Origin of the sequence: Brachybacterium sp. NBEC-018 (assembly GCF_024860185.1) — a bacterium.
In the GTDB taxonomy this organism is placed as follows: domain Bacteria; phylum Actinomycetota; class Actinomycetes; order Actinomycetales; family Dermabacteraceae; genus Brachybacterium; species Brachybacterium rhamnosum.
The window spans coordinates 2032041-2044857 of sequence record NZ_CP100650.1; the positions used below are offsets into that span (position 1 = coordinate 2032041).

At 73.6% G+C, this 12817-nt stretch carries 11 protein-coding genes; 6 read left to right on the top strand and 5 right to left on the bottom strand.

What is annotated here, in order from left to right; genetic code table 11:
- Window positions 1-73: 73 nt before the first annotated feature.
- Both wecB and NLU66_RS09195 read left to right on the top strand, forming a co-directional pair.
- Window positions 74-1141 (top strand): non-hydrolyzing UDP-N-acetylglucosamine 2-epimerase, encoded by a 1068-nt coding sequence (wecB, locus tag NLU66_RS09190; RefSeq protein WP_259359420.1) that lies wholly within the window; start codon window positions 74-76, stop codon window positions 1139-1141.
- Window positions 1138-2310 carry a glycosyltransferase family 4 protein gene (locus NLU66_RS09195; RefSeq protein ID WP_259359421.1) on the top strand — a complete coding sequence of 391 codons (1173 nt, stop codon included), beginning with the start codon at window positions 1138-1140 and terminating at the stop codon, window positions 2308-2310. The genes wecB and NLU66_RS09195 overlap by 4 nt, the downstream gene beginning before the upstream one ends.
- A gap of 49 nt (window positions 2311-2359) precedes the next feature.
- Here NLU66_RS09195 and NLU66_RS09200 read toward each other — a convergent pair whose 3' ends face one another.
- From NLU66_RS09200 to NLU66_RS09215, 4 genes are all read right to left on the bottom strand, one after another.
- Complete coding sequence (locus tag NLU66_RS09200) at window positions 2360-3406, bottom strand: acyltransferase (protein ID WP_259359422.1); 1047 nt, start codon at window positions 3404-3406, stop codon at window positions 2360-2362.
- Window positions 3407-3489: 83 nt separating this feature from the next.
- Window positions 3490-5478, bottom strand: coding sequence for a DUF6541 family protein (locus tag NLU66_RS09205; RefSeq protein WP_259359423.1), 1989 nt, complete (start codon window positions 5476-5478; stop codon window positions 3490-3492).
- Window positions 5475-5900 (bottom strand): DUF2304 domain-containing protein, encoded by a 426-nt coding sequence (locus NLU66_RS09210; RefSeq protein ID WP_259359424.1) that lies wholly within the window; start codon window positions 5898-5900, stop codon window positions 5475-5477. The genes NLU66_RS09205 and NLU66_RS09210 overlap by 4 nt, the downstream gene beginning before the upstream one ends.
- 4 nt (window positions 5901-5904) lie before the next feature.
- Window positions 5905-7230, bottom strand: coding sequence for a nucleotide sugar dehydrogenase (locus tag NLU66_RS09215; protein ID WP_259359425.1), 1326 nt, complete (start codon window positions 7228-7230; stop codon window positions 5905-5907).
- A gap of 156 nt (window positions 7231-7386) precedes the next feature.
- On the opposite strand from NLU66_RS09215, the gene NLU66_RS09220 reads away from it, so the two are divergent.
- A complete protein-coding gene (locus tag NLU66_RS09220) occupies window positions 7387-8103 on the top strand; it encodes a glycosyltransferase family 2 protein (protein ID WP_259359426.1) in 717 nt (238 codons plus the stop codon).
- 58 nt (window positions 8104-8161) lie between these two features.
- Here the strand turns inward: NLU66_RS09220 and NLU66_RS09225 are convergent, their stop codons facing one another.
- Window positions 8162-9400: an LCP family protein gene (locus NLU66_RS09225; protein WP_259359427.1), complete on the bottom strand. Its 1239-nt coding sequence runs from the start codon at window positions 9398-9400 to the stop codon at window positions 8162-8164.
- Window positions 9401-9679: 279 nt separating this feature from the next.
- Between NLU66_RS09225 and NLU66_RS09230 the strand changes: the two genes are divergently transcribed.
- From NLU66_RS09230 to glf, 3 genes are all read left to right on the top strand, one after another.
- Window positions 9680-10654, top strand: a complete 975-nt coding sequence (locus NLU66_RS09230) for a glycosyltransferase (RefSeq protein ID WP_259359428.1) — start codon at window positions 9680-9682, stop codon at window positions 10652-10654.
- Window positions 10651-11499 (top strand): glycosyltransferase, encoded by an 849-nt coding sequence (locus tag NLU66_RS09235; protein WP_259359429.1) that lies wholly within the window; start codon window positions 10651-10653, stop codon window positions 11497-11499. The genes NLU66_RS09230 and NLU66_RS09235 overlap by 4 nt, the downstream gene beginning before the upstream one ends.
- 135 nt (window positions 11500-11634) lie before the next feature.
- Window positions 11635-12795, top strand: coding sequence for a UDP-galactopyranose mutase (gene glf / locus NLU66_RS09240; protein WP_137770363.1), 1161 nt, complete (start codon window positions 11635-11637; stop codon window positions 12793-12795).
- The last annotated feature ends 22 nt before the right edge of the window (window positions 12796-12817 follow it).

A 12817-nucleotide genomic window follows, 5' to 3' on the forward strand; every position in this document is an offset into this window, starting at 1 on the left:
GGTCCGGCACACTGTAACGCGCGCACCGCACCCGAGCCGTCCAGAAACCGAGCCGTCCAGGAGGACCCGCCCGATGAAGATCCTGTCCGTGGTGGGAGCCCGGCCCCAGTTCGTGAAGCTCGCCGCCGTGGCGGACGCCGCCGCGGAGGCGGAGGGCGTCGAGCACGTCATCGTCCACACCGGCCAGCACTACGACGCCGCGATGAGCGACGTCTTCTTCGCGGACCTCCGGATCCCCGCCCCCGACGTCAACCTCGGCAGCGGCTCCGGCACGCACGGCCGCCAGACCGGCTCCATGCTCGCCGCGATGGACGAGGTGCTCGAGGAGCACCGTCCGGACTGGGTGCTCGTCTACGGCGACACCAACTCGACCCTCGCGGGCACGCTCTCCGCGGTGAAGATGCACCTCAGGGTCGCCCACCTCGAGGCGGGCCTGCGCTCCTTCAACCGGCGCATGCCCGAGGAGCACAACCGGGTCCTCACCGACCATGCCGCCGACCTCCTCCTCGCCCCGACCGAGGTCGCCCGCGAGCACCTCGCCGCCGAGGGCCTCGCGGAGCGCACGGTCGTCGTCGGCGACGTCATGACCGACGTCTGCCTGCGCGTCGCCGCCGCCGTCCGGGACCAGCCGCTGCGGCTCCCCGAGGGGATCGACCCCGCCGCGGACTTCGCCGTCGCGACGATCCACCGCGCCGACAACACCGACGACCCCGAGCGGCTGCGCGCGATCGTCCGCGGCCTGCAGTCCCTCGACACGCCGCTCGCGCTCTTCGCGCACCCGCGGCTCGTGGCGAAGGCCGAGGAGGCGGGCATCGACCTCGCCGGCGGCGCCGTCCACGTGGGGGAGCCGCTCGCGTACCCGGACCTCGTGGCCGCCGTGCAGCGCGCCCGCGCCGTCGTCACCGACTCCGGCGGCCTGCAGAAGGAGGCGTACCTGCTGGGCACGCCCTGCACGACCGTCCGCACCGAGACCGAATGGGTCGAGACCCTCGAGAACGGCTGGAACCAGCTCGTCGCGGATCCCGCCGACCTCCCCGCGGCCGTCGGCCGGCCCCGCCCCACCGCGGACCGCCCGGACCACTACGGCGACGGGCAGGCCGCCCAGCGCGTCGTCGCGCTGCTGCAGGAGCGCGCCCGATGAGCCGCCGCCGCACCGACCCGCCGCGCGTCGTCGTCGCGACCCGCGTGTTCACGCCCGAGCCGGTCGCCGCCGCGTTCCGCGAGGAGGCGCTCGTGCGGGCCCTCGAGGAGGCCGGCTGCGAGGTGTCCGTGCTCACCACTCGCCCGCCGCGCGGCACCGTCGGCAAGGACCGCGTGCACGGCGTCTCCCGCTTCCCCGTCAAGCGCGACCACCAGCAGCAGGTGCGCGGCTACGTCTCCTACATGAGCTTCGACGTGCCCCTCGCGCTGCGCCTGCTGCTGCGCCGCCGGCCCGACGTCATCGTCGCGGAGCCGCCGCCCACCACCGGCATCGTCGCGACCGTGCTCGGAGTGCTGCGGCGCGTGCCCACCGTGTTCTACGCGGCGGACATCTGGTCCGACGCCTCCGAGAGCGTGGACAGCGTTCCCCGCGCGGTCGTCGCCGGCGTGCGGCTCATGGAGACCACCACCTGGCGCCGCGCCGCGAAGGTCCTCACGATCTCGACGGGCGTCGACGACCGGGTCGCCGCGCTGATCGGCCGGCGCCCCTCGCTGACCATGGTCGGCAACGGCATCGACACGGACACCTTCACGGCCGACGGCCCCGCCCCCGAGGAGCCCGGCCCCTACTTCGTCTACGGCGGCACCGTCTCGGAGTGGCAGGGGGCGGACATCTTCGTCGAGGCCTTCGCCCGGCTCCGCGCCGAGCGCCCCGAGGCGCGGCTGCTGTTCTTCTCGGAGGGCAGCGGCAAGGAGGAGCTCGCCGCGATGGTCGAGCGGCAGGGGATCGAGGGCATCGAGTTCCGCGGCCGGCTCGCCCCCGCGGAGATGTCCCGCATGCTCCGCGGCGCCGTCGCCGGGCTCAGCTCGATCACCCCGGGGCTCGGCTACGAGTTCGCGCTGCCCACGAAGATCTACGCGGCCACCGCCTCCGGCACCCCCGTCGTGCACGCGGGCGAGGGCGCGGCCTTCGAGCGGATCCGCGGCGGCGGGCTCGGCTGGGCGAGCGAGTACGACCCCGCGCAGGTCGCGGAGGCGATGCGCGCCGCCCTCGACGGGGAGGACCGTCCCACGACGGAGCACCTGCGGGAGTGGACCCTCGAGCACGCCTCGCTGCAGGGGGCGGCAGCCCGGGCCGCCGCCGCGGTCATCGAGGCCGCGAGGCGCTGAGCGCTCCCGCGCGGCGGGGCCGGGACGGCGCCCGGCACGGGTGCAGGGCTCAGAAGATGAGCCGCAGCCCCGGCACCCGCTGCGCGACCAGCGCGATGACGAAGGAGACCGGCACGGTGACGAGCCACACCGTCGCCATCTGCCACAGGTCGTAGCCCTCGAGCGCGGGGATCTGCCGCAGCAGCACGAGCACCGCGAAGTGCACGAGGAACACCCCGAAGGTCGCGTTGCCGAGCGCCCGCAGCCAGGCCTGGGCGCGCGGTCCCACCCGCCATGACCCGGTGAGCGAGGCGAGCGCCAGGAACAGCAGCAGCGCGTAGACCATGACGCTCGGCGAGGAGTAGTCCGGCCGGAGCGTGCGCACCAGCAGCGAGCCGCCGTCGTCCCGGCCCGCCTCGTACAGCCAGGTCAGCGCGGCGATCGCGAGGGGCGTCGTCGCGAGGGCCGCGAGCGCCCAGCGTCGCGCGACGGGCGCCACGATCGCCGCCCGGCCGATCACGAAGTACCCCGCGAAGGCCATCCAGTAGGTGAGGGAGCCCGGCTCGATCGGCCGATGGGAGTCCAGCCCCTCGATGCTCGGCTGCCGGGTCAGGTACGGCACCGCGAAGGCGAGCGCCGTCCACGCGCAGGCGAGCAGGCCCAGCCCCCACGCGCGGCGGCCCTCCTGCTCCGGCACCGCGTGCAGGAAGGAGGCGATCACGGGCGCGATCACGTACAGCCCGGCGATCGCCCACAGGAAGTACAGGTGGGTGAAGGTCTTGCCGGTGATGACCTGGTCGATCGCGGTGCCGACGCTCATCTCCGCGCCCGCGAGGGGACCGATGACGAGCATGTAGAACGCGGACCACACCACGAGCGCGGGAAGGATCCGCACCGCCCGCTGCCGCCAGAAGGCGCCGGGCCCGCGGCGCAGCGCCGAGGGGTGGAGGTTCAGGGCCCCCGCCATCATGAGGAACACCGGCACGGCCGCGGAGGCCGCCATGTCCACCGCCGTGATCCCGAGCGGCGCCGAGCCGTCCTCGACGCCGCCGCCCACCACGTGCACCGCCACGACGCCGAGGATCGCGACGATCCGGATGACGTCGAGCGCGGGCACGTACTCCCGGCGCCGGGGCGCGGGGGGAGCCGGCGGCGACGGCGGTCCTGTCGCGGGCTGAGCGGGGTCCGGGGCGTGAGGGGTCACGTGGTCCCTTCGCAGTCGACGGCGATGAGGCGGGAGTGGTCGGTCTCGAAGACCACGGTGCCGATCGCGGGATCCGCCCGGTTCACGAGGTCGAAGGTCGAGGACCACTGGTAGGTGATCTGCTCCTGGTAGACGTACCCGACGCCGGCCTCGTGCAGCAGATCGCACACCTGGGCGGCGGGCACCTCGCCGTTCGAGCCGGAGAGGGCGTAGAGCAGGGCCCGGTCCTGGTTCTCGAGCGCCATGCCCGCGACCGGGAAGTACACCTGCTGCCCGTGGATCGCGTACATGTGCGAGGCGCCGGAGAAGGGGCTCGCGAGCACCTTGAGGGAATGGTCCATCGTGGGATCCGCGGCGGCCCAGGCCTCGAGCTCGTCCTGCTGGAGGAAGCGGCCGCGGCCCGAGTACTCCGCCGAGAGGTTCTTCGCCGCATTGTCGAGGCGGGTCGGGATCGAGCTCGCCGCCGCCGCGAGCGCGAGCACCACGAGCAGGGCGATCACGGGGCGGGAGGGGCGCGGGCGGCGGCCGTGGGCGTCGAGGGGACCGCGCAGCCGGCCCCAGACCTGCAGGCCCGGCACGATCAGCAGCACGGAGAGCATGGCGAGCGGCATCGACAGGCGGTCCTGCCCGCGGTACCAGAGGGTCGACAGGCCCAGCGGGGAGTCCACCGCGGAGTCGAGGTACAGCACGGCCACCACGATCCAGGCGACGCCCACCCAGCGGGCCGGACCGCGCCACAGCGTGCGCACGAGCCCCGGCCACCACAGGGCCGCGAGGATCATGCCGAGCGCCATCGGCCACACGGTCAGCAGGCCCAGCAGGATCTCGCCGAGCGCGGACCACCACGGCACCTGGAGGCCGCCCTGGAAGCCGGTGACCGCCGCGGCGAGCGGGGTCAGGGCCAGCAGCAGCACGGGGAGCGCGCAGATGACGGGGACCAGCCACAGCAGGCGCCGGCGACGTCGCTCGCGGAGCGCGGTCGCCGCGGTGAGCACGGTCGTCAGCAGCAGCGCCATGACGGCGACGTTCGGGTGCAGCAGGCCGAGGCCCAGCGCCGCGAGGCCCGCGATCGCGAGCGCCGCGAGCGCCGGCCGCCACCCGGGGGTCGTGGGGGCGGCGTCGACCGCCGGCTCCGAGCGCTGCGCCGACGTCGGCACCGTCGGGGTCGGCCCGGGGAGCAGCGCCTGCCACAGGGCGAGCACCGCGGCGAGGGCGCCCGGGAGCGCAGCGAAGCCCACGAGGTTCGGGATCGCGGAGAGGTGGATCCACTCGTCGAGCGGGGCGGCGGGCACGATGGCCGCGCCGATCGCGGCGGCGAAGGGTGCCCAGGCCACCTCGGGGAACACGGCCCGTGCGAGCAGCGCCGAGCCCAGCACCCAGGGCACGAGCGCGAGGGCCAGCACCGCGCCGTTCAGCACGATCGGCACCGGCACCCCCGGCACGAGGGAGGCCAGCGCATGGAACGCCGCCGGGTACGCGGTCGCCTCGCCCACCGTGCTCGAGACCGAGCCGACGTCGAGGCTCGAGGCCGTGCCGGTCTCCCGGATCCGCTGCAGCGCGGAGAGGTGGTAGAGCGTGTCCCAGCGCTCGAGGACCACCCCGGGGGTCCGCGCCCGCACCGCGATCGGCACGACGGCCAGCGCGGCGGCGAGGGTGACCCACACCGGGGCGAGCAGCACCGTGCGCGGAGGCATCAGACGGCCCTCGAGGGCCGCTCCCGGCAGGCGCACGCCCCACCGGCGCAGCAGCACCGCGAGGCCCACGAGCACGAGGGCGAGCCCCAGGTGCGGCAGCAGCGACCAGCCCACCCCGAGGAACGGGGCGATCAGGGCCGCGGTGCCCGCGATCCCGGCGGCGACCGCCGGGGCGATCGCGAGGGACAGCAGGCGCGAGCCGCCGAGGGCGCGCGGCACCGCATAGCCGGGCACATAGGTCGCCGCGAGGACCAGCAGGATGCTCAGCAGCAGGAGCAGGACGTCGGTCATCCGCGGTCGGTGCCGAGCGTCCGCTCGCGGTAGGCGAGCGGCTGCTCCGACTCGTCCAGCGCCAGGCGGCGGGCGAGCACCGTGGTGCGCTTCTCCGCGTTCTTCGTGCGGGCCTCCGCGAGCGCGAGCGAGCCCAGCAGCACGATCACCGTCGCGTAGAGGAGGAGGTCCGCGCCGCGGCCCACCCCGACGACGTGCGCGACCGAGGTCAGCACGCGCGGGAACATCACCGTCAGCACCGCGAACACGGCGAAGCCGAGGATCAGCAGGCGGCGCACGGCCAGCTGCTTCGCCCCGCGGGTGATGAACAGCCAGGCGATGATCGCGAGGATCCCCAGGACCAGCAGGATCTGGATGATCAGGGTGCGGCTCCCGGCGGGGATCGTGGGCCCCAGCGCGAGGATCAGCTCGTGGGCGCCCACTGGCTCAGGCCCCCTCGGCCTGCTGGTGGGTGGAGGCGGAGCCGTCTCCGAGGACCAGGCGCGGCGTGCCGGCCCAGTTCTCGGCGGTCGTGATGTTGCGGCCGTCGACCACGAGCTTCACGCCGGGGACCTCCGCGGCGGAGAGCTCCGCGTACTCCGGGTGGTTGGTCTGCACGATCACGAGATCCGCGGCCTCCCCCAGGTGGTAGGGCGCCCAGCCGAAGCCCGCGATCTCCTCGTCGTCGTAGTAGGTGTCGTGCACCGCGACCTCGGCGCCCTGCGCGCGGAGGGCCTCGACCACCGGGAACACGCCGGAGAACGCGGTCTCCTTCACCCCGGTGCGGTACGAGGCGCCGAGCACGACGGCCTTGAGACCCTTCAGCGAGCCGAGCAGGCCCGCGGCCCGGTCCACGAGGAACGCGGGGACGGAGGCGTTGAGCTGGCGGGCGGTGCGCACCGTCGTCGCGCTCGGGTCGCCCGAGAGGTACAGGCGCGGGTAGACCGGGATGCAGTGGCCGCCCACCGCGATGCCCGGCTGGTGGATGTGGGAGTAGGGCTGGGAGTTGCTGGCCTCGATGACCTTGTACACGTCGATGCCGTGGTCCTGCGCGAAGAGCGCGAACTCGTTGGCCAGCGCGATGTTCACGTCGCGGTAGGTGGTCTCGGCGAGCTTCGCGAGCTCGGAGGCCTCGGGGGAGCCGAGGTCCCACACGCCGTTGGGGCGGGGCAGGTCGGGCCGCTCGTCGAAGGTCAGCGCGGACTCGTAGAAGGCGCGCGCCCGCGCGGTGCCCTCCTCGGAGATCGCGCCGATGAGCTTGGGGTACTTGCGCAGGTCCGCGAACACGCGGCCGGTGAGAACGCGCTCGGGGGAGAAGACGGCGAAGAAGTCCTCGGACTCCTTCAGCCCGGAGATCTCCTCGATCATCGGGACGAAGCGGGTGCGCAGGGTGCCCACGGGCAGCGTCGTCTCGTAGGAGACGAGGGTGCCGGGGGTGAGGTGCTCGGCCAGCGAGCGGGTCGCCTGGTCCATCCAGCCGAAGTCCGGCTCCCAGCTCGCGTCGTCCACGAACAGGGGGACGACGATGACGACGGCGTCCGCACCGGGGATCGCCTCGGCGTAGTCGGTGGTCGCGCGGAGGCGGCCGGCGGGGACGAGCTCGGCGAGCTTCTCGGCGAGCTGGGCCTCGCCCGGGAACGGCTCCTTCGCCTGGTTGATCAGCTCGACCTGGCGGGCGTTGACGTCGACGCCCACGACCTCGTGGCCGGCATCGGCGAACTGGACGGCGAGCGGGAGCCCGATCTTGCCGAGGGCGACGACAGCAGTCTTCACGTGACATCTTCCTTCCGGCGCACTGCGCCACTTCTGCGAGGGACGGTCGCCCGGGGGCGATCCACCGTGACAGGGTATCGTCCATCGTTGTCCCGGGCCTGGACCCGGATGCCCTGCCTCGTCGTCCCGGACGTCCCGCGTCCCCAGGAGCCCTGCATGACCTCTACCGAGCATCCGGAGCCGGCGCCCGAGGCGGACAGCCCCGGCGCGGAACGCACCTGGTTCGTGGTGCCCCTGTTCAACGAGGGTGAGGTCATCGGCGACGTCATCCGCGCCCTGCGCACCCGCTACCCGCTCGTGGTCTGCGTCGACGACGGCAGCGCGGACGCCTCCGCGCGGATCGCCGAGGAGGCCGGTGCGGCCGTCGTGCGCCATCCCTTCAACCTCGGCCAGGGCGCCGCCCTGAAGACCGGCATCGACTACGCGCTGCGGGACCCGGGGATGCGCCAGGTCGTCACCTTCGACGCCGACGGCCAGCACCAGGTCGACGACGCCGCCGCCATGATCGCCCTGCGCGAGGAGGAGGGCGTGGACGTGGTCCTCGGCTCCCGCTTCCTCGACGGGCGCACGCGCCCCGGCCTCATCAAGCGCATCGTGCTGCGCGGCGCGGTCTGGTACTCGAACATCACCAGCGGCGTGCGGCTCACGGACGCCCACAACGGGCTGCGGGTCCTGGGCCGCGAGGCGTGCCAGAAGATCGCGATCGAGCAGAACCGCATGGCGCACGCCTCGGAGATCGTCGAGGAGATCGGCCGCCACGAGCTGACCGTGCGCGAGCACCCCGTGCACATCCTCTACACGGACTACTCCCGCTCGAAGGGCCAGTCGGTGCTCAACTCCGTGAACATCGTCATCGACATGCTCTTCCGCTGATCCGTCCCGTCGGCTCACGACGGGACGGATCAGCGGGGAGCGCCGGGGCGGGCGGTCGTCAGGAGGCGGCTTTCGGCTCCGCGCTGCCGTCCGCGATCGAGCCGAAGAACGCGGCCGTGTCGTCCTCGTCCGTGAGGATCGCCTGGCCGGAGTGCTTCGTCTGGTAGGCCGGGTCCTCGATCGGCATGGTCACCGTGCCGGCCTTCATCGCGCTGCGCGCCGTGAGGGCCATCCGGCCCAGGTCCACGATCCCCGTGCCCTCGCTCGTCGCGAGGGCGTCCGTGCCGGCGCCCGCGAGGCGCACCTGGGCGAGCGGGTTCAGGAGCACGCCGGGGGAGGCGACGCGGGACATGAGGGCGCCCACGAACTGCTGCTGGCGGGCCTGGCGGCCGATGTCCGCGGTGGGGTCGAAGTAGCGGGCGCGCACGAAGGCGAGCGCCTGCTCACCGCCCACGTCGTGGCAGCCCTCGGTCATCTTCAGCCCGGACTTCTCGTCGTCCACGTCCTGGTCGATGCAGAGGTTCACGGAGCCGACCGCGTCGACCATGCCCTCGACCCCGTCGAAGCCGATCTCGACGTAGTGGTCGATCGTCATGCCGGTGAACTGCTCCACGGTCTTCACGAGCAGCGGGGCGCCGCCGAAGGCGAAGGCGGCGTTGAGCTTGTACCTCCCGTGACCGGGGATGTCCACGAGGGTGTCGCGGGGCAGGGAGACGAGGTAGCTGCGGCCGTTCGGGGCCTTGTGCAGCAGCATGATCGTGTCGGTGCGCTGGCCGGTCGTGCCGTCGTCGGCCACGGCGTCGCCGCCGCGGGCGTCGGAGCCGGCGATGAGGTAGGTCTGCCCCTCGGTGGCCTCCGCCCCGGAGAGCGCGTCGACGTGCTCGATCCGGGAGTTCGTCCACAGCGCGAGGCCGGCGCCCCAGGCGAGGAGCACCACGAGGACCAGGGCGACGAGCGTCATCCCGAGCCGCAGGGGGCGGGGCACGCGCGAGCGGCGGCCGGGCCGGCGCCCGTGGCGGCGGGGAGCGCCGTCCGGCAGGTCCCCGGCAGGCGGACCGCCGGCCAGGAGCGGATCGGAGGTGTCGCGGGCGGGCGCCGCATGACGCTCCGGCGCCCGGTCGCGGGCGGGGGTCGTGCGGGGGTCGACGGCCGGGTAGGCGCGGGTCGGGGTCTCCTCGCGCTCGCCGCGTCCCGGCGCGGGGACCGGGCGGGCGCTGCCGCCGGCGCGGGCGCGGTGGCCCCGGGGGCGGCGCGGTCCTCCGTGTCGCGGGGAGCGCGGGGGCTGCTGATCGCTCATGTGCCGTCTCCTCTCGCTCGCGTGCTGCGGGTCTGTTCGGGGGTCCGCCGCGGCGTGGGCCGGCGGGTGCTGACGGGTGATGGCGCCCGACAGGCTAGCCCCAACCCTCCCGCGCGACCGCACCGGGTCCATGACGTCGCTGAACCTCCTGCGAACCTTCACACGCTGTGCGCGGGGCTCCCGGGAACGGCCCGGGACCTCTCCGTACACTGGTCCGAGGCGCCCGCCGGCGCCGCCGGGGGACCCCGGCGCCACGACGACGCACCAGCAGGAGGCCTTGTGGACAGCACCGCAGCACGGGGGCAGGAGAGCGCCCCGCGCGTGGTCGCGGTGGTGGTCACCTACAACCGCGAGCAGCTGCTCGAGCAGTGCCTGGACGGCCTCGCCGCCCAGGATTGCCGCCCGGATGCCGTGGTCGTGGTGGACAACGCCTCCTCGGACGGCTCCGGTCGCGTCGCCGACGCCCACCCCCTCGGCGCCGACGTCCTGCACCTGCGCCGCAACGTGGGCGGGGCGGGCGGCTTCGCCGCCGGCATGGCCCGCGCGCTCGTGCGCCACGACGCCGACTGGCTGTGGCTCATGGACGACGACACGGTCCCCACGCCCTCCGCCCTCGCGGAGCTGCTGCGCTCGATCGAGGCGTCCCCGGTCCGTCTGAGCGTGCTCAGCTCGCGCGCTGTCTGGACCGATGGCCGCGATCACCCGATGAACACCCAGCGCACCCGCTTCCGGGCGAGCGCGGGGGAGAAGCGGGACGCCGCCGCCGCGGGCGGCCGGCCGATCCGCACCGCGAGCTACGTCTCCGCGCTGCTGCGCGGCGAGGACGTGCGCCGCCTGGGCCTCCCGCACGCCGACTACTTCATCTGGTCCGACGACTTCGAGCACACCGGCCGTCTGCTGCGCCGGGGCCGGGGGCTGCAGGTCCCCGCCTCCGTGGTCGAGCACCGCACCGTGCTCTTCGGGGACGCCCAGTCCAACCCGGGGTCGCGCTTCTACTACGACGTGCGCAACCGCACCTGGGCGCTGCTGCGCACCACCTCCTTCACCCCGTCGGAGAAGGTGCTCTACGGCGGCAGCACCGTGCTGGGCTGGCTGCGCCGGCTCGCCCGCCACCGCGGCGAGCTCACGCGCGTCGGCGCCCGCGGGCTGCTCGCCGCGCTGCGCCGCGGCCCGCGCCCGTCGGCCGCGGTGCTCGCGACGGACCCGGAGGCCGCGGCGGACGTCCGCCGCATCGAGCGGGCGGCCGGGCGATGAGCGCCGTCCCCCCGTTCGCCGTGCTCATGCCCCTGTGGGGGCGCGACGAGCCCGCGCGCGTCGAGGCGGCGATCGCCTCCGCGACGACCGGCCAGACCCTGCGCCCGGACCTGCTCCTGCTCACCGTCGACGGCCCGCTCCCGAGCGCGCTCGAGGAGCTCGTGGCGCGGGTCGAGGCCGAGGAGTTCGGTCCCGCCCGCGTGCTCCGCCATCCCCAGCACCGGGGCATCGCCCTCACCCTCCAGGACGGCCTCGAGGCCTCCCCGCACGAGATCGTCGCGCGGGCCGACGCCGACGACCTCTGCCGGCCCGAGCGCTTCGCCGTCCAGATCCCGCGGATGGCGCGCACGGAGGACGGCGAGGGCGCCGATCTGCTCGGCGGCTCCATGCAGGAGTTCAGCGACCGGGTCGCCCCGGGGGAGGGGCCGCTGCGCACCCGACCCCTCGAGCACGAGCAGATCGTGGGCTACCTGGGCCGCCACTCGCCCTTCCACCACCCCACGATCGTGCTTCGCCGCTCGGTCGCGCTCGCCGTGGGCGGCTACCGCGACCTCCCGCTGCTCGAGGACTACTGGTTGTGGGAGCGGATGATGCTCGGCGGCGCCCGGATGGGCAACGTCGAGGAGGTCGTCGTCGACTACCGCGTCGACGAGCACCTCTTCGAGCGCCGCGGCGGCTGGACGCTCTTCACGAGCGACCTGCGCCTCCAGCGCACGCTCCTGCTGGACCGTGTGATCGGTCCCCGCGCGTTCCTGACCAACATCGTGCTGCGCGGCGGGTACCGTCTCGCCCCGTGGCGGCTGCGTCGCTTCGGCTACCGCCGCTTCGTGGAGCCCATGCGCTGAGCTCGCACGGGCGGGCGCATGACAGGGCGCACATCGCCCGACGCGCCGTCCCCGGGGGCGCCGCCCCCGCCACCCGCCTCCGTTACTGTGAGCTGGTCCGCCGAGGACCGTCCGACCGCTTCGAAAGGAACCCCCGTGGCCACTCCTGATCTGCTGATCGTCGGCTCCGGCCTGTTCGGCCTGACCATCGCCGAACGCGCCGCGACCGAGCACGGCGCCAAGGTCACCATCATCGACAAGCGGCCGCACCTGGGCGGCAACGCGTACTCCGAGGCCGACGAGGCCACCGGGATCGAGGTCCACAAGTACGGGGCCCACCTGTTCCACACCTCGAACGAGCGGGTGTGGGAGTACGTCAACCGCTTCACCGCGTTCACGGGCTACGTGCACAAGGTGTACACGAACCACCAGGGCATCGTGTACCCCATGCCGATCAACCTCGGCACCATCAACCAATTCTTCTCCTCCGCGTACACGCCGGACGAGGCGCGCGCGCTCGTGCAGGAGCAGGCCGGCGAGCTCGCCGGGACCGATCCCGAGAACCTCAACGACAAGGGCATCTCCCTGATCGGCCGCCCGCTCTACGAGGCGTTCATCAAGCACTACACGGGCAAGCAGTGGCAGACGGACCCCAAGGACCTGCCCGCCGGGATCATCTCCCGCCTCCCCGTGCGCTACACGTACGACAACCGCTACTTCAACGACACCCACGAGGGGCTGCCCCAGCAGGGCTACACCGCGTGGCTCGAGCGCATGGCGGACCATCCCAACATCGAGGTGCAGCTGGGGGTGGACTACTTCGACGAGTCCCAGCCCTTCAACAAGAAGGCCGTGCGCGGCCAGCTCCCGGTCGTCTACACGGGCCCCGTGGACCGCTACTTCGACTACGAGCTCGGCGACCTCAAGTGGCGCACGATCGACCTCGAGACCGAGCACCTGGACACGACCGGTGACTTCCAGGGCACCTCGGTCATGAACTACGCGGACGAGTCGGTGCCCTTCACGCGCATCATCGAGCCCCGCCACTTCCACCCCGAGCGGGAGTACCCCAAGGACCGCACCGTCATCCAGCGCGAGTACTCGCGCTTCGCGGAGCGCGAGGACGAGCCGTACTACCCCGTGAACTCCTCGACGGACCGCGACTCGCTGCTGCGCTACCGCGAGATGGCCGACGCCGAGCCCCGCACCCTGTTCGGCGGCCGCCTGGGCACCTACCAGTACCTCGACATGCACATGGCGATCGGCGCCGCGCTGTCGATGGCCGACAACAAGCTCGCCGACCTGCTGCGCCGCTGAGCGCGTCCCCGAGGAGGAGACA